27 protein-coding genes are annotated in these 20,712 nt (G+C 60.0%); 12 read left to right on the forward strand and 15 right to left on the reverse strand.

What is annotated here, in order from left to right; genetic code table 11:
* Window positions 1-3: 3 nt before the first annotated feature.
* Both ACLH0H_RS04520 and ACLH0H_RS04525 read right to left on the reverse strand, forming a co-directional pair.
* Complete coding sequence (locus ACLH0H_RS04520; protein WP_411381154.1) at window positions 4-471, reverse strand: WbuC family cupin fold metalloprotein; 468 nt, start codon at window positions 469-471, stop codon at window positions 4-6.
* Window positions 472-474: 3 nt separating this feature from the next.
* Window positions 475-1,032 carry a hypoxanthine-guanine phosphoribosyltransferase gene (locus ACLH0H_RS04525; protein WP_411381155.1) on the reverse strand — a complete coding sequence of 186 codons (558 nt, stop codon included), beginning with the start codon at window positions 1,030-1,032 and terminating at the stop codon, window positions 475-477.
* 163 nt (window positions 1,033-1,195) lie between these two features.
* Between ACLH0H_RS04525 and upp the strand changes: the two genes are divergently transcribed.
* Entirely contained in the window at window positions 1,196-1,834 is a 639-nt protein-coding gene (gene upp / locus ACLH0H_RS04530; RefSeq protein WP_076951195.1) for a uracil phosphoribosyltransferase, read from the forward strand.
* Window positions 1,835-1,836: 2 nt separating this feature from the next.
* Window positions 1,837-3,111: a uracil-xanthine permease family protein gene (locus tag ACLH0H_RS04535; RefSeq protein ID WP_076951194.1), complete on the forward strand. Its 1,275-nt coding sequence runs from the start codon at window positions 1,837-1,839 to the stop codon at window positions 3,109-3,111.
* 128 nt (window positions 3,112-3,239) lie between these two features.
* On the opposite strand, the gene hisC is transcribed toward ACLH0H_RS04535, so the two are convergent.
* From hisC to ACLH0H_RS04585, 10 genes are all read right to left on the reverse strand, one after another.
* Window positions 3,240-4,292, reverse strand: coding sequence for a histidinol-phosphate transaminase (hisC, locus tag ACLH0H_RS04540; protein WP_411381156.1), 1,053 nt, complete (start codon window positions 4,290-4,292; stop codon window positions 3,240-3,242).
* Window positions 4,293-4,295: 3 nt separating this feature from the next.
* Window positions 4,296-5,615, reverse strand: coding sequence for a histidinol dehydrogenase (gene hisD / locus ACLH0H_RS04545; RefSeq protein WP_411381157.1), 1,320 nt, complete (start codon window positions 5,613-5,615; stop codon window positions 4,296-4,298).
* A 125-nt stretch (window positions 5,616-5,740) separates the two neighbouring features.
* Complete coding sequence (gene hisG / locus ACLH0H_RS04550) at window positions 5,741-6,376, reverse strand: ATP phosphoribosyltransferase (RefSeq protein ID WP_003171824.1); 636 nt, start codon at window positions 6,374-6,376, stop codon at window positions 5,741-5,743.
* Window positions 6,377-6,610: 234 nt separating this feature from the next.
* Window positions 6,611-7,876, reverse strand: coding sequence for a UDP-N-acetylglucosamine 1-carboxyvinyltransferase (gene murA / locus ACLH0H_RS04555; protein ID WP_186688339.1), 1,266 nt, complete (start codon window positions 7,874-7,876; stop codon window positions 6,611-6,613).
* Window positions 7,877-7,900: 24 nt separating this feature from the next.
* Window positions 7,901-8,140, reverse strand: coding sequence for a BolA family protein (locus ACLH0H_RS04560; RefSeq protein ID WP_003188597.1), 240 nt, complete (start codon window positions 8,138-8,140; stop codon window positions 7,901-7,903).
* A 115-nt stretch (window positions 8,141-8,255) separates the two neighbouring features.
* Complete coding sequence (locus ACLH0H_RS04565) at window positions 8,256-8,561, reverse strand: lipid asymmetry maintenance protein MlaB (protein WP_411381158.1); 306 nt, start codon at window positions 8,559-8,561, stop codon at window positions 8,256-8,258.
* Window positions 8,558-9,205, reverse strand: coding sequence for a phospholipid-binding protein MlaC (locus ACLH0H_RS04570; RefSeq protein ID WP_076951188.1), 648 nt, complete (start codon window positions 9,203-9,205; stop codon window positions 8,558-8,560). The genes ACLH0H_RS04565 and ACLH0H_RS04570 overlap by 4 nt, the downstream gene beginning before the upstream one ends.
* A gap of 11 nt (window positions 9,206-9,216) precedes the next feature.
* Complete coding sequence (mlaD, locus tag ACLH0H_RS04575) at window positions 9,217-9,684, reverse strand: outer membrane lipid asymmetry maintenance protein MlaD (protein WP_003171814.1); 468 nt, start codon at window positions 9,682-9,684, stop codon at window positions 9,217-9,219.
* Window positions 9,684-10,481, reverse strand: a complete 798-nt coding sequence (mlaE, locus tag ACLH0H_RS04580; protein ID WP_076951186.1) for a lipid asymmetry maintenance ABC transporter permease subunit MlaE — start codon at window positions 10,479-10,481, stop codon at window positions 9,684-9,686. The genes mlaD and mlaE overlap by 1 nt, the downstream gene beginning before the upstream one ends.
* On the reverse strand, window positions 10,481-11,290 hold the full coding sequence (locus ACLH0H_RS04585) for an ATP-binding cassette domain-containing protein (protein ID WP_076951185.1): 810 nt from the start codon (window positions 11,288-11,290) through the stop codon (window positions 10,481-10,483). Before ACLH0H_RS04585 ends, mlaE begins: the two co-directional genes overlap by 1 nt.
* A gap of 307 nt (window positions 11,291-11,597) precedes the next feature.
* Here ACLH0H_RS04585 and ACLH0H_RS04590 point away from each other — a divergent pair, with 307 nt between their 5' ends.
* The 10 genes from ACLH0H_RS04590 to ACLH0H_RS04635 all read left to right on the forward strand — a co-directional run bounded on the left by ACLH0H_RS04590 (window position 11,598) and on the right by ACLH0H_RS04635 (window position 18,621).
* Window positions 11,598-12,572: a KpsF/GutQ family sugar-phosphate isomerase gene (locus ACLH0H_RS04590; protein WP_076951184.1), complete on the forward strand. Its 975-nt coding sequence runs from the start codon at window positions 11,598-11,600 to the stop codon at window positions 12,570-12,572.
* Window positions 12,573-13,097: a KdsC family phosphatase gene (locus ACLH0H_RS04595; RefSeq protein WP_411381159.1), complete on the forward strand. Its 525-nt coding sequence runs from the start codon at window positions 12,573-12,575 to the stop codon at window positions 13,095-13,097. It abuts the gene before it with no gap.
* A gap of 8 nt (window positions 13,098-13,105) precedes the next feature.
* Window positions 13,106-13,678 (forward strand): LPS export ABC transporter periplasmic protein LptC, encoded by a 573-nt coding sequence (lptC, locus tag ACLH0H_RS04600; RefSeq protein ID WP_411381160.1) that lies wholly within the window; start codon window positions 13,106-13,108, stop codon window positions 13,676-13,678.
* A complete protein-coding gene (lptA, locus tag ACLH0H_RS04605; protein ID WP_307387103.1) occupies window positions 13,665-14,198 on the forward strand; it encodes a lipopolysaccharide transport periplasmic protein LptA in 534 nt (177 codons plus the stop codon). The genes lptC and lptA overlap by 14 nt, the downstream gene beginning before the upstream one ends.
* Window positions 14,198-14,923 (forward strand): LPS export ABC transporter ATP-binding protein, encoded by a 726-nt coding sequence (gene lptB, locus ACLH0H_RS04610; RefSeq protein WP_003171806.1) that lies wholly within the window; start codon window positions 14,198-14,200, stop codon window positions 14,921-14,923. Before lptA ends, lptB begins: the two co-directional genes overlap by 1 nt.
* Window positions 14,924-15,121: 198 nt before the next feature.
* Window positions 15,122-16,615, forward strand: a complete 1,494-nt coding sequence (locus tag ACLH0H_RS04615) for an RNA polymerase factor sigma-54 (protein WP_076951180.1) — start codon at window positions 15,122-15,124, stop codon at window positions 16,613-16,615.
* A 76-nt stretch (window positions 16,616-16,691) separates the two neighbouring features.
* Window positions 16,692-16,997, forward strand: a complete 306-nt coding sequence (gene hpf / locus ACLH0H_RS04620) for a ribosome hibernation-promoting factor, HPF/YfiA family (protein ID WP_057724572.1) — start codon at window positions 16,692-16,694, stop codon at window positions 16,995-16,997.
* A gap of 10 nt (window positions 16,998-17,007) precedes the next feature.
* Entirely contained in the window at window positions 17,008-17,472 is a 465-nt protein-coding gene (gene ptsN / locus ACLH0H_RS04625; protein ID WP_411381161.1) for a PTS IIA-like nitrogen regulatory protein PtsN, read from the forward strand.
* A gap of 2 nt (window positions 17,473-17,474) precedes the next feature.
* A complete protein-coding gene (rapZ, locus tag ACLH0H_RS04630; RefSeq protein ID WP_411381162.1) occupies window positions 17,475-18,332 on the forward strand; it encodes an RNase adapter RapZ in 858 nt (285 codons plus the stop codon).
* Window positions 18,333-18,348: 16 nt separating this feature from the next.
* A complete protein-coding gene (locus ACLH0H_RS04635; protein WP_044271635.1) occupies window positions 18,349-18,621 on the forward strand; it encodes an HPr family phosphocarrier protein in 273 nt (90 codons plus the stop codon).
* Between the two features lie 116 nt (window positions 18,622-18,737).
* Here the strand turns inward: ACLH0H_RS04635 and ACLH0H_RS04640 are convergent, their stop codons facing one another.
* Genes ACLH0H_RS04640 through ACLH0H_RS04650 form a run of 3 tightly spaced genes read right to left on the reverse strand, consistent with a single transcriptional unit; the run spans window position 18,738 to window position 20,705 of the window.
* The gene (locus tag ACLH0H_RS04640; protein ID WP_411381163.1) at window positions 18,738-19,631 is read right to left on the reverse strand and encodes a ZIP family metal transporter; all 894 of its coding nucleotides are present in this window, start codon (window positions 19,629-19,631) and stop codon (window positions 18,738-18,740) included.
* Window positions 19,632-19,663: 32 nt separating this feature from the next.
* Window positions 19,664-20,275, reverse strand: a complete 612-nt coding sequence (locus ACLH0H_RS04645; protein ID WP_411381164.1) for a superoxide dismutase — start codon at window positions 20,273-20,275, stop codon at window positions 19,664-19,666.
* Window position 20,276: 1 nt separating this feature from the next.
* A complete protein-coding gene (locus tag ACLH0H_RS04650) occupies window positions 20,277-20,705 on the reverse strand; it encodes a hypothetical protein (protein WP_411381165.1) in 429 nt (142 codons plus the stop codon).
* Between the last annotated feature and the right edge of the window lie 7 nt (window positions 20,706-20,712).

The raw sequence follows: 20,712 nt of genomic DNA on the forward strand, positions 1-20,712 counted from the left end.
AGCTCAATCGAACTGCGCGAGCATCCAGCGTTGATACTCGGCCACGCCCGCATCGCCTTCACGCGGCGCCCACTCAGCCAGTTCACCCTCGCCTACCGGACGATAAGGCCCGGCTTTGCACTCGAACATCACGGTGTCGGGTGCCAGCACCACCAAGCCATGGAACACGCCGGGCGGCAGATCGACGCCGGAACATTCACCACCTGCCTGCATGATGCGCTTGGCGAGCACTTCGCCGGTTTCGCTGAACACCAGCAGGCCCAGGCTGCCTTGAACCACCAGCAAGGTTTCGGCTTTGTCGGCACTCAGATGCCGATGTGGCGGCACATAGGTGCTGGGTTGCAAGCCCACGGCCAGGCGGTGGCACGGCTCGTCCATCTGGTGGAAGTTGTGGTGGTGCCGGCCACGGGGGCTGGCGGCCGCCTTCTCGGCCAGCTCGGTAAACAATGTCTGATCAAGAAAGCGGGTCATGGTTTACATCCCTTTGACGGCGAAAATGCCATTGGCGTTGCGCCAGTAGCCTTTGTAGTCCATGCCGTAACCGAAGATGTAGCGGTCAATGCACGGCAAGCCAACATAATCGGCCTTCAGATCCGGGCGCGCCTTGCGGTCGTGGTCTTTGTCGATCAGTACGGCGGTGTGCACTTTACGCGCTCCGGCGTGTTTGCAGAAGTCGATGATCGCGCCCAGGGTGTGACCTTCGTCGAGGATGTCGTCAATGATCAGCACGTCGCGATCGATGAACGAGACTTCCGGCTTGGCTTTCCAGAACAGGTCGCCGCCGGTGGTTTCGTTGCGATAGCGGGTGGCGTGCAGGTAAGACGCCTCCAGCGGGAATTGCAGATGCGTCAGCAATTTGCCGGCGAAAATCAGGCCGCCGTTCATCACGCAGAAAACCACCGGGTTGGTGTCCGCCATTTCGCGGGTGATGTGTGCGCCGACCTTGGCGATCGCTGCTTCGACTTGCGCTTCGGTGTACAGGCAGTCAGCCTCGCGCATGATTTGACGGATATGCTCGAGATCAGCGGACATGGCGCTCTCCAAGGGGTGCGGTGGCAAGAAAAGCGAGCGAAGGTACGCTTCTCATGCGCTCCGAGCAAGCCTTTATGGACTAACGTAGGTGATGTCTATAGGACAACACCCTCGGATAGATTAATCTAGGCCGGTTTTTTTGCCCGCCGCCGGAGCCTTTCCCATGCCCACTCGCGAGATCCGCCACCCGCTGATCCGACACAAACTCGGCCTTATGCGCCGCGCCGACATTAGCACGAAGAATTTCCGTGAGCTTGCTCAGGAAGTCGGAGCGTTGCTCACTTACGAAGCCACCAAGGATCTGCCCTTGGAAACCTACGATATTCAAGGCTGGGCGGGAACCGTCCAGGTCGAGAAAATCGCCGGTAAGAAAATCACCGTCGTGCCTATCCTGCGCGCCGGTATCGGCATGCTCGAAGGCGTCCTCAGCCTGATCCCGGGCGCCAAGGTCAGCGCCGTGGGCGTAGCGCGCAATGAACAAACCTTGCAGGCCCACACCTACCTGGAAAAACTCGTCCCGGAAATCGATGAGCGCCTGGCGATGATCATCGACCCGATGCTCGCCACCGGCAGTTCCATGGTCGCCACCATCGACCTGCTGAAAAAAGCCGGCTGCAAGGACATCCGCGCCATGGTGCTGGTGGCTGCGCCCGAAGGCATTGCCGCCGTCGAGAAAGCCCACCCGGACGTGCAGATCTACACGGCGTCCATCGACGAACGCTTGAACGAACACGGCTACATCATCCCAGGCCTTGGCGATGCCGGTGACAAGATCTTCGGCACCAAGCAGAAGGACGGTTGAGCATGCAGGATGAATTCAACGACCCGCTTTGGCGCCAGATCCTGTCTGGCGCACAAATGCTCTTCGTGGCATTTGGCGCGCTGGTGTTGATGCCGCTGATCACAGGCCTTGATCCAAACGTCGCACTGTTCACCGCGGGCCTGGGCACGTTGCTGTTCCAGGTGGTGACCGGGCGCCAGGTACCGGTCTTCCTGGCGTCGAGCTTCGCCTTCATTACCCCGATCATTCTCGCCAAGGACCAGTTCGGCCTCGCGGCGACCATGGGCGGGGTGATGGCGGCCGGTTTCGTTTACACCTTCCTCGGCGCGGCGGTGAAGATCAAAGGCACCGGTTTTATCGACCGGCTGCTGCCGCCGGTGGTGATCGGGCCGGTGATCATTTCCATCGGCCTGGCGATGGCGCCGATCGCCGCGAACATGGCGATGGGCAAGTCCGGAGACGGTGCCGAGCTGATCCATTACCAGACCGCCATGATGATCTCGATGCCGGCGCTGCTTACGACCCTGATCGTAGCGGTATTCGGCAAGGGCATTTTCCGCCTGGTGCCGATCATTTCCGGCGTGCTGGTGGGTTTTGCCATGGCGTTCTACTTTGGCGTGGTTGACACCGCAAAGATCGCCGCCGCGCCGTGGTTCGCCTTGCCCCATTTCACCGCGCCGGAATTCAACTGGCAGGCGATCCTGTTTATCGTCCCGGTGGCCCTGGCCCCGGCGATCGAACACATTGGCGGTGTGATTGCGGTGGGCAGCGTGACCGGTCGCGACTACCTGAAGAAGCCCGGCCTGCACCGCACCCTGCTGGGTGACGGCATTGCCACCACGGCCGCCGGCCTGTTTGGCGGCCCACCGAACACCACCTACGCCGAAGTGACCGGTGCGGTGATGCTGACCAAGAACTACAACCCTAAGATCATGACCTGGGCGGCGGTGTTTGCCATCAGCCTGGCATTTATCGGTAAGTTCGGCGCGCTGCTGCAGAGTATTCCGGTGCCGGTGATGGGCGGGATTCTGTGCCTGCTGTTCGGCTCGATTGCGGCGGTGGGCATGAATACCCTGATCCGCCACAGGATTGACCTCGGCGAAGCGCGCAACCTGGTGATTGTGTCAGTGACCCTGGTGTTCGGGATTGGTGGTGTGCTGGTCGGCACCGGCGACGGCCCGGATGATTTCGGCCTCAAGGGCATCGCCCTGTGTGCGGTAGTCGCGATTGGCTTGAACCTGCTGCTGCCGGGCAACGATGGCTGGAAGACCAAGAAGCCGGATGAGCCGTTGCTCTAAGTAACGCGACAAAACCAAATGTGGGAGCGGGCTTGCTCGCGAAGGCGGTGCATCAGTCAAACATGTATCGACTGACACTCCGCTTTCGCGAGCAAGCCCGCTCCCACATTTTTGATTTTCAGTGTGGCTTAGAGCTCACCAAGCCCATCGATCAACGCCTGGTTCTGCTCCGGCGTACCGATGCTGATCCGCAGGAACTGGGCGATGCGCGCCTGCTTGAAATGGCGCACGATCACACCCTGCTCACGCAACTTGGCCGCCAGGCCGGCTGCATCGTGCCGTGGGTGGCGCGCGAATATGAAATTGGCCGCTGACGGCAGCACCTCAAAGCCTTTAACCTCCAGCTGTGCGACCAGCGTGTTGCGGCTGTCGATCACCAACCGGCAGGTCTTATCGAAGTACTCACGGTCGTCGAACGCGGCCGCCGCGCCGGCAATCGCCAGGCGATCCAATGGATAGGAGTTGAAGCTGTTCTTGACCCGCTCCAGCGCCTCGATGAGGTCCGGGTGGCCAACGGCCAGGCCCACACGCAAACCGGCCAGTGAGCGCGATTTGGACAGGGTCTGCGTCACCAGCAAGTTGGGGTAGCGGTCCACCAGGCTGATGGCCGTCTCGCCTCCGAAGTCGATATAGGCTTCATCCACCACCACTACCGAATCCGGGCTGGCCTTAAGGATCTGTTCCACCGCGTCCAGCGCCAGCACGCAGCCGGTCGGCGCGTTCGGGTTGGGGAGGATGATCCCCCCGTTGGGCTTGGCATAGTCTGCCACGCGGATCTGGAACTGTTCGTCCAGCGGCACCGGGTAGGATGTGATGCCGTAGAGGCCGCAGTAGACCGGATAAAAGCTGTAGCTGATGTCCGGGAACAACAGCGGCAAATCGTGCTGGAACAAGCCATGGAAAATGTGCGCGAGGACTTCGTCGGACCCGTTGCCGAGAAACACCTTTCCTGCGTCGATCCCATAATACGTGGCCACCGCCTGCTTGAGCAGGTCGCTGTTGGGGTCCGGGTACAGACGCAGGTTGTCGTTCAGCTCGGCCTGCATCGCCGCCAATGCCTTGGGCGATGGGCCGTAGGGGTTTTCATTGGTGTTGAGCTTGACCAGCTTGGTCAGTTTCGGCTGCTCGCCGGGCACGTAAGGCACGAGGTCCTTGACGAAGGGGCTCCAGAATTTGCTCATGCCTCAGTTCCCCTCTTCCAGGATGCGGTATTCGGCGCTGCGGGCGTGGGCGCTCAGGGACTCGCCACGGGCGAGGACCGAAGCGGTCTTGCCCAGCTCGGAAGCGCCCTGTGGCGAGCAGAAGATAATCGACGAGCGCTTCTGGAAGTCATACACCCCCAGCGGCGACGAGAAACGCGCGGTGCCGGAGGTCGGCAGCACGTGGTTGGGGCCCGCACAATAGTCACCCAGGGCTTCACTGGTGTGACGGCCCATGAAGATCGCACCGGCATGGCGAATTGACGGCAGCCAGGCTTGTGGATCGGCTACGGACAGTTCCAAGTGTTCCGGCGCAATGCGGTTGGCCACGTCAATGGCCTGCGCCATGTCACGCACCAGGATCAGCGCACCGCGGCCATTGATCGATTTCTCGATGATCTCGGCGCGATCCATGGTCGGCAACAGCTTATCGATGCTGGCGGCGACCTTGTCGAGAAACTCGGCGTCCGGGCTGACCAGGATGGCCTGGGCGTCTTCGTCGTGCTCGGCCTGGGAGAACAGGTCCATGGCGATCCAGTCCGGATCGGTCTGGCCGTCACAGACCACGAGGATTTCCGAGGGACCGGCGATCATGTCGATACCGACCTGGCCGAATACGTGGCGCTTGGCGGTGGCGACATAAATGTTGCCGGGGCCGACCACTTTGTCGACCTTCGGCACGCTTTCGGTGCCATAGGCCAGGGCCGCGACGGCCTGGGCACCACCGATGGTGAACACACGGTCGACCCCGGCGATGCAGGCAGCCGCCAGCACCAGTTCGTTGATTTCACCGCGCGGCGTCGGCACGACCATGACCACTTCGGTCACGCCCGCCACTTTGGCCGGGATTGCGTTCATCAGTACCGACGACGGGTAGGACGCCTTGCCACCCGGCACGTACAGACCGGCGCGGTCCAGGGGCGTGACCTTCTGGCCGAGCACGGTGCCATCGGCCTCGGTGTAGTTCCAGGAGTCCTGTTTCTGTTTTTCGTGGTAGCTGCGCACGCGCGCCGCCGCCACTTCAAGAGCTTCGCGCTGCGGCGCGGTGATGCGCGTCAAGGCCAGCTCGAGGCGTTCGCGCGGCAGGATCAGGTCGGCCATGGATTTGACATCCAGGCCATCGAACTGACGGGTAAAGTCCACCAGCGCCGCATCCCCGCGCTCGCGCACGGCCTTGATGATGTCGAGCACCCGCAGGTTGACCGAGTCGTCGGACACGCTTTCCCAGCTCAGCAGATGATCCAGATGATGGGCGAAATCCGGGTCGGCAGCGTTGAGTCGGGCAATTGCAGTGGACGTGGTCATAGCGAGGGCCTCATAGGATTGGCAAAACTCAGGCGCCCTAAACTACCGTTCGCTCCGCTTGGGCACCTGAGAATTCTGGCTATGAGGCGGATAGACGGGCGCAGCCTTCGGGCTACGCGGGTGAGTCAACCGCGGTGTCGAGACTCCACTGCGGTGCGCAGGGTGTCGATCAACGCCTGGATACGGGCGTGCTGCATTTTCATCGAAGCTTTGTTGACGATCAGGCGGGAGCTGATGTCGGCAATGAAATCCTGGGGTTCCAGGCCATTGGCGCGCAGGGTGTTGCCAGTGTCGACCACGTCGATGATCTTGTCGGCCAGGCCGATCAGCGGCGCCAGCTCCATCGAACCATAGAGCTTGATGATGTCGACCTGACGCCCTTGCTCGGCGTAGTAGCGCTTGGCAACGTTGACGAACTTGGTGGCCACGCGCAGACGCCCTTTTGGCTCGACGTCGCCGACACGGCCGGCGGTCATCAGCTTGCACAAGGCGATACGCAGGTCCAATGGCTCGTACAGGCCCTGGCCGCCGTATTCCATCAGTACGTCTTTACCGGCGACGCCCAGGTCGGCCGCGCCATGTTCCACGTAGGTCGGCACGTCGGTAGCCCGCACGATCAGAAGGCGAACATCGTCCTGGGTCGTGGGAATGATCAGCTTGCGGCTCTTGTCCGGATTCTCGGTCGGCACGATGCCCGCTTCAGCCAGAAGCGGCAAAGTATCGTCAAGGATGCGGCCCTTGGACAGTGCGATGGTCAACATGGGAAACGTCAATCCTTCATCAGACTATTGCTGCCTGGTCGCATACGGCGCCAGACACAGATCGAGGCCATTACAGCCTCGATTTGAAACAGATTCAGCATACCGCCCGGTGCCTTGTAGTGAGCGGGCTTGCCCCGCGCTGGGTTGCGTAGCGCCCCCCAAAACGGGACTGCTACGCAGTCCAACGCGGGGCAAGCCCGCTCGCCACAGTGACAAAGTTCGCAGCTACCGGAACTAGCCCGGTACGCGGCGGATTTTGGCGCCGAGCATCTGCAGTTTCTCTTCGATGCACTCATAACCACGGTCTATGTGGTAGATGCGGTCGATCAGGGTATCGCCTTCGGCGATCAGCGCCGAGATTACCAGGCTGGCCGAAGCCCGCAGGTCGGTCGCCATGACGGGCGCGCCCTTGAGCTTTTCAGTGCCGGTCACGATGGCGGTGTTGCCTTCGACCTGGATCTTCGCGCCCATGCGGTGCAGTTCGTACACGTGCATGAAGCGGTTTTCGAAGATGGTCTCGATGACGGCACCGGTGCCTTCGGCAATCGCGTTCAGGGAAATGAACTGTGCCTGCATGTCGGTCGGGAACGCCGGGTACGGAGCAGTACGCACGTTGACGGCTTTTGGTCGCTTGCCGTGCATGTTCAGTTCGATCCAGTCTTCACCGGTAGTGATTTCGGCACCGGCTTCGCGCAGTTTTTCCAGGACCGCTTCCAGGATGGTCGGATCGGTGTCCTTGACCTTGACGCGGCCACCGGTGACGGCGGCGGCAACCAGGTAGGTACCGGTCTCGATGCGGTCGGGCATCACTTTGTAGGTTGCGGTGTGCAGACGCTCAACACCATCGATGGTGATGGTGTCGGTGCCGGCACCGGAAACCTTCGCGCCCATGGCGTTCAGGAAGTTGGCCAGGTCAACCACTTCCGGCTCGCGCGCGGCGTTTTGCAGTACGCTGCGGCCTTTGGCCAGGGCAGCGGCCATCATGATGTTCTCGGTACCGGTCACGCTGACGGTATCAAAGAAGAAGCTGGCGCCACGCAGGCCGCCTTCCGGCGCCTTGGCCTTGATGTAGCCGCCTTCGACGTCGATGATTGCACCCATGGCTTCCAGGCCGCGAATGTGCAGGTCAACCGGACGCGAGCCGATGGCGCAGCCGCCAGGCAATGCAACTTCGGCTTCGCCGAAACGCGCGACCATCGGACCGAGCACCAGGATCGACGCACGCATGGTTTTCACCAGCTCGTACGGGGCGATCAGGGTCTTGATGGTGCGTGGGTCGATTTCAACCGAGAGCTTTTCGTCGATCACAGGCTCAATGCCCATGCGACCGAAAAGCTCGATCATGGTGGTGATGTCGTGCAGGTGCGGCAGGTTGGCCACGGTCACCGGGCCATCACACAGCAGGGTCGCTGCCAGGATCGGCAAGGCGGAGTTTTTTGCACCGGAGATGCGAATTTCGCCATCAAGGCGGGCACCGCCGGTAATAATCAATTTATCCATAAGAACTCTCGACGCCTTGGGGGCTCAGGTGCGCTCGGCCCAGGCCGCGCGGCTGAAAAATTTCATAGTGACCGCATGGATGCTGCCATCGGTGATCCACGGGTTCAAATGGGCATAGATCTGCTGCTGACGCTTGACCGGGCTAAGTGCCGCCAGTTCATCGCTAATCACATTCAACTGGAAGTTGCAGCCTTCGCCTTCAACTTCTACGGTCGTTTCCGGCAGCTTTCCTTCAAGAAAGCTCTTAACTTCTAGGGCCTGCATGCTCAACCTCTATCGGCGCCCAGTGCGCGCGGGTCGCACATCATACAAAAAAGCCCCGCGCCTGCGAACCCCGCATGGCAGGACTCTGACGGGGGGCTTCTCTAATAAACGTGTATTAAGGATGCATCAACAGCTCGTTCAAGCCGGAGACCTCGGCAATTTCGCGCATGTCTTCCGGCATCGCGCGGATGCTGACCGGTTTTTTGGCTGCCTCAGCGTCACGCATGAAGCACAGCAGCAACGATAAACCGACACTGCTGGACTTCGTCACCGCCGAGCAGTCCAGCACCAGCGCAGGCGCGGTGCTGGTCTTGATCAGTGCCTGGCCCTGCTTGCGCAGGCCAGGCCCGGTGCGGTAATCCAGCACGCCGCTGAGGAACAGCTCGCCGGCGTCGCCGAGACGAACGGCCGACTCGGTCATTGCGCGGGCTTCCCGGCAGCTTTATCGGTTTCTTCCTTGGCCTTGGCGACTTCACCGGCCCAACCATTGATGGTTTTGTCCAGGTCGTTGCCATTGCGCTGCATGGCATCGGCGAACTGGTCACGGAACAGCTTGCCAATGTTGATGCCGTTGATGATCACGTTACGCAGCTTCCACTCGCCGTTGACCTTCTCCAGCGTGTACTGCACAGGGTAGACGGCGCCGTTGTTGCCCTTGACGCTCATGTTCACGCTGGTGCGATCGCCGGACTCATCCCCGGCTGGAGCGACGGTGATGCCCTGGTTGTTGTATTCAAGCAGCGCATTGCCGTAAAACTGGAACAGGCCTTTCTTGAAGTTTTCCTGGAAGGTCTGCATCTGGGCGGGTGTTGCCTTGCGCGAATACTTGACCGTCATGATGCTGCGCGAGATGCCTTCGGCATCGACCACCGGGCCAACAATAGTGTTGAGCGCATTGTAGAACTGGGTTGGATCCTGTTTGTACTTTTCCTTGTTGGCTGAAAGGTCAGCCAACATCTTGTTGGTCGTGTCCTGCACCAGCTCGTGTGCAGAACCTGCTGCGTTGGCCATCAAAGGCAGCGCTGCAAGCAGTACCAGGAGGCCACGTCGCAAGGTAGAGATCATGTACAGATTCCTCATTTGGCGTCTTTGTTGACCGTATTAAGCAGGAATTTACCGATCAGGTCTTCAAGCACCAGCGACGACTGTGTGTCGTGGATTGTCGAACCATCCTTGAGCAGAGCTGTTTCCCCGCCCACGCTGACACCGATGTATTTCTCGCCCAGCAAACCCGCGGTGAGGATAGATGCAGTGGAGTCGGTCGGCAGGTTATCCACCTTCTTATCCAGTTGCATGGTCACTCGACCGGTGAAGCTGTCGCGGTCCAGATCGATTGCCGTGACCTTGCCGATCGTTACACCGGCCATGGTCACTTTAGCTCTGACAGTCAAACCGGCGATATTGTCGAAGTACGCGTAAAGTTTATAGGTATCGGCGGTGGGGCTGGCCGACAGGCCGCTGACTCGCAGGGCCAACAACAGTAAAGCCAGGATGCCAGCCAGCAAGAAAAGGCCGACACCGATTTCCACAGTGCGGTTTTGCATCAGAAATCTCCAAACATCAAGGCGGTCAAAATGAAGTCAAGGCCCAGTACCGCCAGCGAGGCGTACACAACGGTCTTGGTGGTGGCGCGACTGATCCCTTCTGAGGTGGGTTCACAGTCGTAGCCTTGGAATACGGCGATCCAGGTCACTACAAAGGCGAAGACGATGCTCTTTATGATGCCGTTGAGCACGTCACCGCTGAAGGTCACACTGTTTTGCATGTTGCCCCAGTAGGAGCCGTCGTAGACGCCCAACCAGTCAACCGCCACCCACGAACCGCCCCAGATACCCACCACGCTGAAGATCATCGCCAGCAGAGGCAGGGAAATGAAACCGGCCCACAGGCGCGGCGCAACAATATACTTGAGCGGGTCCACGCCGATCATTTCCAGGCTGGACAATTGCTCGGTGGACTTCATGTTGCCGATTTCGGCGGTCAGCGCAGAACCGGCGCGACCCGCAAACAGCAATGCCGTAACCACCGGCCCGAGTTCGCGCAACAGCGTCAGGGCGACCATCTGCCCAACGGCCTGCTCCGAACCGTAGCCGGAAAGGATATTGAAGCCCTGCAACGCCAGCACCATGCCGATGAAGATACCCGACACCACAATAATGACCAGCGACATCACGCCAACTGAATGCAGCTGCTTGATCAGCAGGCCAAAACCGCCGCCAATGCCACCACGGCCAAGCAAGGCGTGAAACAGGAAAATCGTCGAACGGCCCAGCACTTCGACAACGTCGATGCCCGAGCGACCGAAAAGGCGAACCTTCTCGATAAGAGATGTCTTGCGCATCAGCGCTTCCCCAGAAGATCTGAGCGGTAATCCGCTGCCGGAAAGTGAAAAGGCACAGGGCCATCGGGATCGCCGGTCATGAATTGGCGAATGCGCGGGTTGTCGGCGTTCATCAGTTCCTCGGGCGTGCCTTGGCCCAGCACCTGGCCATCGCCCACTACATAGAGGTAATCGGCAATGCTCGCGGTTTCTGCAAGATCATGGGAAACCACGATGCTGGTTATGCCCAGCGCATCGTTGAGCAAGCGGATCAGACGTACCAGCACGCCCATGGCGATGGGATCCTGACCAACAAAAGGCTCGTCGTACATGAGTATCTGCGGGTCGAGGGCGATGGCACGCGCCAGGGCGACACGACGCTTCATGCCGCCGGACAGTTCGTCGGGCATCAGGTCGATGGCACCGCGAAGGCCTACGGCCTGCAATTTCAGCAACACAATGTCACGAATCATTTCATCAGGCAGCTGGGTATGCACCCGCAACGGAAAGGCCACGTTCTCGAACACATCGAGGTCAGTGAACAGTGCACCACTCTGGAAGAGCACACCCATGTGCTTGCGCGCGTCGAACAGATCGCTGCGCGACAGGGTCGGCAGGTTCTGGCCGTTGACCCACACTTCGCCGGCGCTGGGGCGCAATTGCATGCCCATCAGGCGCAACAGGGTGGTCTTGCCGCTGCCGGAAGGCCCCATGATGCCCGTGACCTTGCCGCGGGGAATGCGAATATCGACGTTATTGAAGATGCTGCGCGTCCCGCGCTTGAAGGAAAGGCCCTTCAGCTCGACCGCGTAGGCGTTATCGGCACTCATCTAAACTCCTTGGGATGCAGCCTCTCACTCAGACACCACGCTTGCGACAAACGTTTGCAACGCCTGTGCAAATAACTCGCATTAGTTGGCGCATGGGCAGGGCGGGCCGAACTGGCGGCGAACTATATCACTGCTGGTACAAGTCGCCCAAGGCCGGAACTGCGCTAGTTCAGATTGGAGGCAGGGAAAAAACGTTGTTTGAGATGAATCTCACGCGCATCGCGTACAAACCCTGACGAACTTGCGTGAGGGAATTGATCATTACCGTTATAATCGCCGACTTTTCGTCAGGCTATACGATTCAGACATGAGCCAATCCAGCGACCTTATCCAATCCGCGCAACGCACCATCCGCCTCGAGCTTGAAGCCGTAGAAGGCTTGCTGGCCCATATCGACGCAGATTTCGTACGCGCCTGCGAGATGATTCTGGCCAGCAAGGGCCGAGTGGTCGTGGTCGGCATGGGCAAATCGGGTCACGTCGGCAACAAGATCGCCGCCACGCTGGCCAGCACCGGGACCACCGCGTTCTTCGTGCACCCGGCCGAGGCCAGCCATGGCGACATGGGCATGATCACCAAGGATGACATCATCCTGGCACTATCCAACTCTGGCACCACCAACGAAATCGTGACCCTGCTGCCGCTGATCAAGCGCCTGGGCATCCAGATGATCAGCGTCACCGGCAACCCGGAATCGACACTGGCCAAGGCCGCCGAAGTAAACCTCAACGTTCACGTGGCCCACGAGGCCTGCCCGCTGAACCTGGCGCCAACCTCCTCCACGACCGCCGCGCTGGTCATGGGCGATGCCTTGGCCGTGGCGTTGCTGGAAGCCCGCGGCTTTACCGCCGAGGACTTCGCGTTTTCGCACCCGGGCGGTGCCCTGGGACGTCGCCTGCTGTTGAAAGTCGAAAACGTCATGCACTCGGGCGATGAATTGCCCCACGTCCAGCGCGGCACGCTGCTCAAGGACGCGCTGATGGAAATGACCCGCAAGGGCCTTGGCATGACTGTGATCCTGGAAGCCGATGGGCGCCTGGCCGGCGTATTCACCGACGGTGATTTGCGCCGCACCCTGGACCGCGCCATCGATATTCACACTGCCACCATTGATGCGGTGATGACGCCCCACGGCAAGACCGCTCGCCCTGAAATGCTCGCAGCCGAAGCATTGAAGATCATGGAAGACCACAAGATCGGCGCATTGGTGGTGGTCAATAGTGATGACCGTCCGATTGGCGCCCTGAACATGCACGACTTGCTGCGTGCGGGAGTGATGTAGATGAGCAGCGACCTGTTGCAACGCGGCAAGCACATCAAGCTGGCGATTTTCGACGTCGACGGCGTGCTGACCGATGGCCGCCTGTATTTCCTCGAGGACGGCAGCGAATTCAAGACGTTCAACACCCTCGACGGCCAGGGCATCAAAATGCTGATGGCGGCGGGCGTGCAGACGGCGATTATCAGCGGCCGAAAAACCCCCGTTGTGGAACGCCGCGCACAAAACCTGGGAATTGCTCACCTGTATCAGGGCCGTGAGGATAAACTGGTGGTCCTGGACGAGCTTCTTGGCCAACTCAACCTAAGCTATGAGCAGGTCGCCTACCTGGGCGACGACCTTCCCGACCTGCCGGTGATTCGCCGAGTGGGCCTGGGCATGGCCGTCGCCAATGCGGCGGCGTTTGTTCGCGAGCACGCCCATGGCGTCACCACCGCCCGTGGCGGTGAAGGCGCCGCCCGCGAGTTCTGCGAGCTGATCCTGCGTGCCCAGGGCAGCCTTGAAGCGGCCCACGCCGCCTACTTATAGAGCGTTTTATGCTGAGCAAAAAGATTCGCAACTTCCTGCTATTCGGGGTCATCGCCGCGCTGTTCCTGGCGGTGGGCTACTGGAATATCAGCCCGGAGCGCTTTCTCGACCAGCCTGCCGCGCAGGTTGACGAAGGCACTATCGATTATTACGCCACCAATGCCAGGAGCGTGCAGTTCCTGCCCGATGGCAAGTTGCAGTACGAGATGACCTCAGACAAGGTCGAGCATGTCAAAGCCAGCGAAGTCACGCTGCTGACCAATCCCGACATGAACATTTACCGCGGCACCGAGTTCCCGTGGCACGTCACCAGTAAGCGTGGTGAGGTCAACCCGGACGGTACCGAGGTGGAACTGATCGACTCGGTGCGCGTTGCGCGTACTGACGATAAAAACCGCGACACCGTGATTACCAGCAGTCGCATGACCGTATTCCCGCAGAAGCAATATGCGCAGACCGAGCAAGACGTTAGAATCGACGGCGCTGGCGGTGTATCGACTGGCAAGGGAATGAAAGCGTATTTGAAAGAAAGCAGGATACACCTGCTATCGAACGTAAGAGGACAGTATGAGGCTCGTTAAAACTCTCCCTATTTTGCTCGGCCTGGGCGCAGCACTGGGAAGCGTGAGCGCCTGGGCTCTGCCGAACGATAGCCAGCAGCCGATCCACATTTCGGCTGACGATGCGCAACTGGACGATAAGCAAGGCGTCGCCACCTACACGGGCGGTGTAATCATCACCCAGGGCTCGATGAAGATCACCGGCAACACGGTGACGCTGACTCGCACGCAGGCCGGCGACATCGACGTGGTGACCTCGGTGGGTAACCTGGCTTACTTCGAACAGAAGCAAAAAGCAGAAGATCCTGGCCCGATGAAGGGCTATGGCAAAACTATCCAATATCATGCGCAGCAAAATCGCATCGTTCTGATCGACCAGGCGAAGGTGCTCAGTGCTGACGGTAACTCTACCGAAGGCGAGAAGATCGTTTACAACACGCAGACCCAGGTCGCGCAGGCTGGGCGTGCCAACGGCACCAAGGTCAGCGCGCCACGCCCACGCATCGACATGGTTATCCAGCCGAAGAAGAAGGCCGAGTAATGGCAACCCTGAAAGCCCAGCATCTGGCCAAGGCCTATAAAAGCCGTCAGGTCGTGCGCGACGTCAGCCTGTCGATCGACAGCGGCCAGATCGTCGGCTTGCTTGGCCCCAACGGCGCCGGCAAGACCACCTGCTTCTACATGATCGTCGGCCTGGTCCAGGCGGATCAGGGTCGTGTATTGATCGATGACCTGGACGTGAGCCACCAGCCGATGCACGGCCGTGCCCGCGCCGGTATTGGCTATCTGCCGCAGGAAGCGTCGATCTTTCGCAAACTGTCGGTAGCCGACAACATCATGGCCATTCTCGAGACCCGCAAGGAACTCGACCGTGACGGCCGCCGCAAAGAGCTGGAAAGCCTGCTGCAGGAATTTCACATCAACCACATCCGCGACAACCTCGGCATGAGCCTTTCCGGCGGTGAACGTCGTCGTGTAGAAATCGCTCGCGCCCTGGCCACCGCACCCAAGTTCATCCTGCTGGACGAACCGTTTGCCGGCGTCGACCCAATTTCCGTTGGGGATATCAAGCAGATCATCCATCACCTCAAGGCCAAGGGCATTGGCGTGCTGATCACCGACCACAACGTCCGTGAGACCCTCGATATCTGCGAAACCGCGTATATCGTCAACGATGGCCAGCTGATCGCCGAGGGCGATTCCGCCACCATCCTGGCCAACGAGCTGGTCAAGGAAGTGTACTTGGGTCATGAGTTCCGCCTGTAAGCCAGCCTGTCTGAAAAAGGCGGTGAAAGGCCGTTTGCCAAGGTGCGCGGGAGTCAATGAAAACCTCCGGATTTTTATTGTTACCGCGCTCTAGGCAAAGCCCCCGATATCAGGCATATAATTTGCTTATGTTTGGCGCTCACGCGCCCTGTCGTGGATGGCGCATTGCGCCGGCGAATAAGGTGTTAAGCCCCTGCCATGAAACCATCGCTAGTCCTGAGAATGGGCCAGCAGCTGACGATGACACCGCAGCTGCAACAGGCCATCCGCCTGCTCCAATTGTCGACCCTGGACCTGCAACAGGAAATCCAGGAGGCCCTGGAATCCAATCCGATGCTCGAACGCCAAGAAGAAGGCGACGACTTCGATAATGCGGACCCGCTGGCCGACAACATCGAGCAAAAACCCAATTCCGACGTGCAGGAACCCTCCTACCAGGAAACCGCCCCCACGGTGGACAACCTTGAGGAAGGTGACTGGAACGAACGCATTCCCAACGAACTTCCCGTCGACACCGCCTGGGAAGACGTCTACCAGACCAGCGCCAGCAGCCTGCCCAGCAACGATGATGACGAGTGGGACTTTACTACCCGTACTTCTGTTGGCGAGAGCTTGCAGAGCCACCTGCTGTGGCAACTGAACCTTGCACCGATGTCGGACACCGATCGCTTGATCGCCGTGACCCTGATCGATTGCATCAACAATCAGGGCTACCTGGACGAGACACTAGAGGAAATCCTCGAGGCGTTCGACCCGGAGCTGGACATCGAGCTGGACGAAATCGAAGCCGTCCTGCATCGCATCCAGCAATTCGAGCCCGCCGGTATCGGCGCGCGCAATCTCAGCGAATGCCTGCTGCTGCAACTGCGCCAGCTGCCCGCCAAGACCGCCTGGCTCGCCGAGGCCCAGCGTCTGGTCACCGATTACATCGACCTGCTGGGCAGCCGCGACTACAGCCAGTTGATGCGCCGCATGAAGCTCAAGGAAGACGACCTGCGCCAGGTCATCGAGCTGGTACAGAGCCTTAACCCGCGCCCTGGCTCGCAGATCGAGTCCAGCGAGGCCGAATATGTAGTCCCCGACGTGATCGTGCGCAAGGACAACGAGCGCTGGCTGGTGGAATTGAACCAGGAGTCGGTGCCGCGCCTGCGGGTCAATCCGCAATATGCCGGTTTCGTGCGCCGCGCCGATACCAGCGCCGACAACACCTTCATGCGTAACCAACTGCAGGAAGCGCGCTGGTTCATCAAGAGCCTGCAAAGCCGCAACGAAACCCTGATGAAAGTCGCCACCCAGATCGTCGAGCACCAGCGCGGCTTCCTGGAATACGGCGACGAAGCGATGAAGCCGCTGGTGCTGCATGACATCGCCGAGGCGGTAGGCATGCACGAATCGACGATTTCCCGGGTAACGACGCAAAAATTCATGCATACCCCACGGGGTATATATGAGCTGAAATACTTTTTCTCCAGCCATGTGAGCACCTCCGAAGGCGGCGAATGCTCGTCCACGGCGATCCGCGCGATCATCAAGAAACTGGTTGCCGCGGAAAATCAGAAAAAGCCATTGAGTGACAGTAAGATCGCTGGTTTACTGGAGGCACAAGGCATTCAGGTCGCCCGTCGAACCGTCGCCAAGTACCGCGAGTCCCTCGGGATCGCGCCTTCCAGCGAGCGTAAGCGTTTGATGTGACGGGCGGGCCGCAGCGTTCCAGTGGCAGGTATTCCTTACCTGTCGCTTTATGCACTGGCAACGAAGGAGAAGCTGTATGCAAGTCAACATCAGTGGACACCATGTAGAAGTCACCCCTCCGATGCGCGAATACGTCGAGCAGAAGCTGAAGAAGCTTGAAGGACATTTCGACAAGATCACCAACGTGCAGGTCATCATGAAGGTCGATAAGCTTCAGCAGAAAATCGAGGCGACCCTTCAGATTCCCGGTGGCGAAGTGGTTGCTAACGCCGAGCATGAAGACATGTATGCATCGATCGACTTGCTCACCGACAAGCTTGACCGCCAACTCAAAAAGCATAAGGAAAAGAATCTGCACCTGATGCAAGGTACAGGTCGTTAACTCCCCCCCCATGATCCGACTTGAAACCATCCTGACCCCCGGCCGTTCCCTTGTGAACGTGCCGGGCGGCAGTAAAAAGCGCGCCCTTGAACAAATTGCCAACCTGATCAGCAGCCAAGTGCCTGAGCTGGAGATGCAAGATGTTTTCGAGGCCCTGATTGCCCGTGAAAAACTCGGTTCCACCGGTTTTGGCAACGGCATCGCCATTCCTCACTGCCGCCTGAAAGGCTGCGAGACACCGGTCAGCGCCCTGCTGCATCTGGACGCTCCCATTGATTTTGACGCCATCGACGGCGCCCCGGTTGACCTGCTGTTTGTATTGCTGGTCCCACAGGCCGCCACCGATAAACACCTGGAACTGCTTCGGCAGATCGCCAGCATGCTCGACCGCAAGGAAGTACGCGACAAATTGCGCAGTGCCAGCAGCAACGAGGCGCTGTACCAGGTTGTCCTGGATGAACAGAACGGGCAGTAACCATGCGTTTGATCATCGTCAGCGGCCGTTCCGGCTCGGGTAAAAGCACCGCCCTCAATGTTCTTGAGGACAGCGGTTTCTACTGTATCGACAACCTGCCCGCCGGCCTGCTGCCGGAACTGGCCGAGCGCGCACTGATCCACACGGAGCTGGCGCAGCCGCTGGTCGCGGTTTCGATCGACGCCCGCAACCTGCCAAGCCACCTCTCACGGTTCCCCGAACTGCTCGAGGAAGTGCGCGCCAAGCACATCCATTGCGACGTGCTGTACCTGGACGCCGACGAAGAGACCCTGCTCAAGCGCTTCTCCGAGACCCGTCGACGTCACCCCCTCAGCAGCGCCCAGCGTTCGCTGGCCGAAGCCATCGAAGACGAAACCAAGCTGCTGGGGCCGATCATTGACCTGGCCGACCTCAAGATCAATACCACCAGCCTCAACCTGTATCAGTTGCGCGATGCCATAAAACTGCGCCTGTTGAACCAGCCGGAGCCGGGCACGGCGTTTCTAGTGGAGTCGTTTGGCTTCAAGCGGGGCATGCCGGTGGATGCCGATCTGGTATTCGATGTGCGCTGCCTGCCAAACCCCTACTGGAAGCCGGAGCTGCGTGAACAATCCGGTTTGGACCAGCCGGTGGCCGATTACCTGGCCGCGCAACCGGATGTAGAGGAGATGTTCCAGGACATTTCCAGCTACTTGCTCAAATGGCTGCCGCGCTTCGCCGCCAGCAATCGGGCCTATGTCACCATTGCCATCGGCTGCACTGGCGGTCACCACCGCTCCGTCTACCTGACCGAGCGCCTGGGCCAGGTGCTGCAAAAAACCCTCAAGAACGTCCAGGTCCGCCACCGCGACCTTAGCTGAAAGGAACACACCCGCGATGCCCGCTCGTGAAATTGAAATCATCAACAAGCTGGGTTTGCACGCCCGCGCCTCGGCCAAGTTCGTGGGTGTGGCGGGTCAGTTCCCCTGCCAGATCCGCGCGGGGCGCACCCCGGAATCCATGGTCGACGGCAAGAGCATCATGGCCATGATGATGCTGGCGGCCGGCAAGGGCACCAAGATTCACTTGAAGACCGAAGGCGAGCAGGAGCAGGAAGCGATGGATGCTTTGGTGGCGTTGATCAACAACTATTTTGACGAAGGCGAATAACCCTCTTTGTAGGAGCGAGCTTGCTCGTGAAACGCACAGGCACCCGGTTAAACCAGAATGCCCGCGTTATCGTTTACGTTCTTCGCGAGCAAGCTCGCTCCTACAAAGAGCAGCAATCACCCCAGCGCAGTATCCATCACCATCATCAGACAAAACCCCGTACACAGCCCAAGGCTGGCAAGCTTTTCGTGACCATTGCGCCGCGATTCGGGAATGACTTCGTGAGTCACCACCAACAGCATCGCGCCAGCAGCCAACGCCAGGCCCAAAGGCAACAGCACCTCGGCCAGGCTTACCAGCCACGCGCAGAGCACGGCAAACACCGGCTCCACCAGCCCTGACGCCGCACCGATCAGGAAGGCCTTGACCCGTGACATCCCTGCCCCGGCCAATACCAGCGCAATCACCAGGCCTTCAGGCACATCCTGCAATGCAATGCCCATAGCCAGGCTGTCGGCCTCCGGCATGCCGCCACCGGCGGAGACGCCCACCGCCATGCCTTCCGGAATGTTGTGGGCGATGATGGCAAACACGAACAGCCAGATGCGCGGCGGGATCACCGGTTTGTCCGGCGTGCCCACCAGCATTTCCGGGCTGGCACCGGAGACCTGGCGGTCAACCAGGTACAGCCCGAATGCCCCGAACATAATGCCGAAACTGATCAAGCCGCTGGCACCCCAGGGCGACAGTCCCAGGCTCTCGGCCGCGGCAATGCCCGGCACGATCAGCGAGAACGCCGTCGCCGCCAGCATCACCCCGGCACCAAAGCCCAGCAACGTATCGCTCAGCGCTACCGGCATGCGCCGGATGACCAGCACCGGAACGGCACCAAGCGCCGTGCCGAGCGCGCAGATGGCCCCGCCCTGCAGGGCGCGCAGAATACGCGGTTCCAGGTCCAGCCAGGCCAGCCCCTGGGCCACCAGCAATGCAGAACCTGCCAATAGCAGCAGCGAGCCAAACGCATAACGAAACATTCGCCCGCTGCTGATCGCCAGTGTTTCAGTGCCCATAATCGGCCTTAGATCTTGTTATGAGGTTGAAGTCAGGCAACAGCGGCCTGATAGCGCGCGGCAACTTCCGGCCAGTTAATAACACTGTAGAAGGCATTGATGTATTCGGGGCGACGGTTCTGATACAGCAGGTAGTAGGCGTGCTCCCAGACGTCCAGGCCGAGGATCGGCGTATTACCGTTCATCAGCGGGCTGTCCTGGTTACCGCTGCTTTCCACAATCAGGGTCTTTTGCGGGGTGACGCTCAGCCAGGCCCAACCGCTGCCGAAACGGGTCAGGGCCGCCTTCGTGAACGCTTCCTTGAAGCTGTCGAAGCCACCCAATTGCTCGTCAATCGCCTTGCCCAGCGCACCCTCCGGTTTACCTCCCCCCTTGGGCGACATCACCGCCCAGAACAACGAATGGTTGGCGTGGCCGCCGCCTTGGTTGATCACCGCAGCGCGCAGTTTTTCCGGCAGCTGCTGCACGCTGGACACCAGCTTCTCCACCGGCCAGCCCGCAAACTCGGTGCCTTCTACGGCCGCGTTGAGGTTGTTGATGTAGGTCTGGTGGTGCTTGGTGTAATGAATTTCCATGGTCTGCGCATCGATATGCGGTTCCAGGGCGTCGTAGGCGTAAGGCAAGGCAGGCAAGGTGTAAGTCATATCAATGTGCTCCGTAGAGGGAAGTGGTCGGTTGCGCCGCAGCGCCACCCAGCAAGCGATGGGTGCGCGGGTACTCACCGTGATCACTGATGAAGTTCAATAGCTCGACGTAAGTCTTGCTGCTCTGACGCAGGGCCGCTTCGCGCAATTGCGCGCTCAACCGAGAGTCCTGCATGGTTTGCAGCAGGCGCTGGTGGATCGCGCAGAGGTATTCGGCGCTCTCTTCCGGCTGGTTCAGGCGCAGGTGCAGATCCGCCAGGTTGTGATGGGAAATGACGCAGGCCGCCACCGCTTCGTCGGCATCCGCCCAGCGTTCGAACAACACTTGGGCCAGGGCCAGGGCTTGCAAGTAGGCCTCGCGAGCGTCCACCAGTTCGCCCGCCATAAAACAGCGATTGGCCCGTTCGATCGTGCGTTTCCAGTGCTCCATGGTGAGC

Origin of the sequence: Pseudomonas sp. MPB26 (assembly GCF_046605355.1) — a bacterium.
GTDB lineage: Bacteria > Pseudomonadota > Gammaproteobacteria > Pseudomonadales > Pseudomonadaceae > Aquipseudomonas > Aquipseudomonas cedrina.

Coding starts and splice junctions, on each gene's coding strand:
- ACLH0H_RS04520 (WP_411381154.1), bottom strand. CDS start 471: ATGACCCGCTTTCTTGATCAGACATTGTTTACCGAGCTGGCCGAGAAG.
- ACLH0H_RS04525 (WP_411381155.1), bottom strand. CDS start 1,032: ATGTCCGCTGATCTCGAGCATATCCGTCAAATCATGCGCGAGGCTGAC.
- upp (WP_076951195.1), top strand. CDS start 1,196: ATGCCCACTCGCGAGATCCGCCACCCGCTGATCCGACACAAACTCGGC.
- ACLH0H_RS04535 (WP_076951194.1), top strand. CDS start 1,837: ATGCAGGATGAATTCAACGACCCGCTTTGGCGCCAGATCCTGTCTGGC.
- hisC (WP_411381156.1), bottom strand. CDS start 4,292: ATGAGCAAATTCTGGAGCCCCTTCGTCAAGGACCTCGTGCCTTACGTG.
- hisD (WP_411381157.1), bottom strand. CDS start 5,615: ATGACCACGTCCACTGCAATTGCCCGACTCAACGCTGCCGACCCGGAT.
- hisG (WP_003171824.1), bottom strand. CDS start 6,376: ATGTTGACCATCGCACTGTCCAAGGGCCGCATCCTTGACGATACTTTG.
- murA (WP_186688339.1), bottom strand. CDS start 7,876: ATGGATAAATTGATTATTACCGGCGGTGCCCGCCTTGATGGCGAAATT.
- ACLH0H_RS04560 (WP_003188597.1), bottom strand. CDS start 8,140: ATGCAGGCCCTAGAAGTTAAGAGCTTTCTTGAAGGAAAGCTGCCGGAA.
- ACLH0H_RS04565 (WP_411381158.1), bottom strand. CDS start 8,561: ATGACCGAGTCGGCCGTTCGTCTCGGCGACGCCGGCGAGCTGTTCCTC.
- ACLH0H_RS04570 (WP_076951188.1), bottom strand. CDS start 9,205: ATGATCTCTACCTTGCGACGTGGCCTCCTGGTACTGCTTGCAGCGCTG.
- mlaD (WP_003171814.1), bottom strand. CDS start 9,684: ATGCAAAACCGCACTGTGGAAATCGGTGTCGGCCTTTTCTTGCTGGCT.
- mlaE (WP_076951186.1), bottom strand. CDS start 10,481: ATGCGCAAGACATCTCTTATCGAGAAGGTTCGCCTTTTCGGTCGCTCG.
- ACLH0H_RS04585 (WP_076951185.1), bottom strand. CDS start 11,290: ATGAGTGCCGATAACGCCTACGCGGTCGAGCTGAAGGGCCTTTCCTTC.
- ACLH0H_RS04590 (WP_076951184.1), top strand. CDS start 11,598: ATGAGCCAATCCAGCGACCTTATCCAATCCGCGCAACGCACCATCCGC.
- ACLH0H_RS04595 (WP_411381159.1), top strand. CDS start 12,573: ATGAGCAGCGACCTGTTGCAACGCGGCAAGCACATCAAGCTGGCGATT.
- lptC (WP_411381160.1), top strand. CDS start 13,106: ATGCTGAGCAAAAAGATTCGCAACTTCCTGCTATTCGGGGTCATCGCC.
- lptA (WP_307387103.1), top strand. CDS start 13,665: ATGAGGCTCGTTAAAACTCTCCCTATTTTGCTCGGCCTGGGCGCAGCA.
- lptB (WP_003171806.1), top strand. CDS start 14,198: ATGGCAACCCTGAAAGCCCAGCATCTGGCCAAGGCCTATAAAAGCCGT.
- ACLH0H_RS04615 (WP_076951180.1), top strand. CDS start 15,122: ATGAAACCATCGCTAGTCCTGAGAATGGGCCAGCAGCTGACGATGACA.
- hpf (WP_057724572.1), top strand. CDS start 16,692: ATGCAAGTCAACATCAGTGGACACCATGTAGAAGTCACCCCTCCGATG.
- ptsN (WP_411381161.1), top strand. CDS start 17,008: ATGATCCGACTTGAAACCATCCTGACCCCCGGCCGTTCCCTTGTGAAC.
- rapZ (WP_411381162.1), top strand. CDS start 17,475: ATGCGTTTGATCATCGTCAGCGGCCGTTCCGGCTCGGGTAAAAGCACC.
- ACLH0H_RS04635 (WP_044271635.1), top strand. CDS start 18,349: ATGCCCGCTCGTGAAATTGAAATCATCAACAAGCTGGGTTTGCACGCC.
- ACLH0H_RS04640 (WP_411381163.1), bottom strand. CDS start 19,631: ATGGGCACTGAAACACTGGCGATCAGCAGCGGGCGAATGTTTCGTTAT.
- ACLH0H_RS04645 (WP_411381164.1), bottom strand. CDS start 20,275: ATGACTTACACCTTGCCTGCCTTGCCTTACGCCTACGACGCCCTGGAA.
- ACLH0H_RS04650 (WP_411381165.1), bottom strand. CDS start 20,705: ATGGAGCACTGGAAACGCACGATCGAACGGGCCAATCGCTGTTTTATG.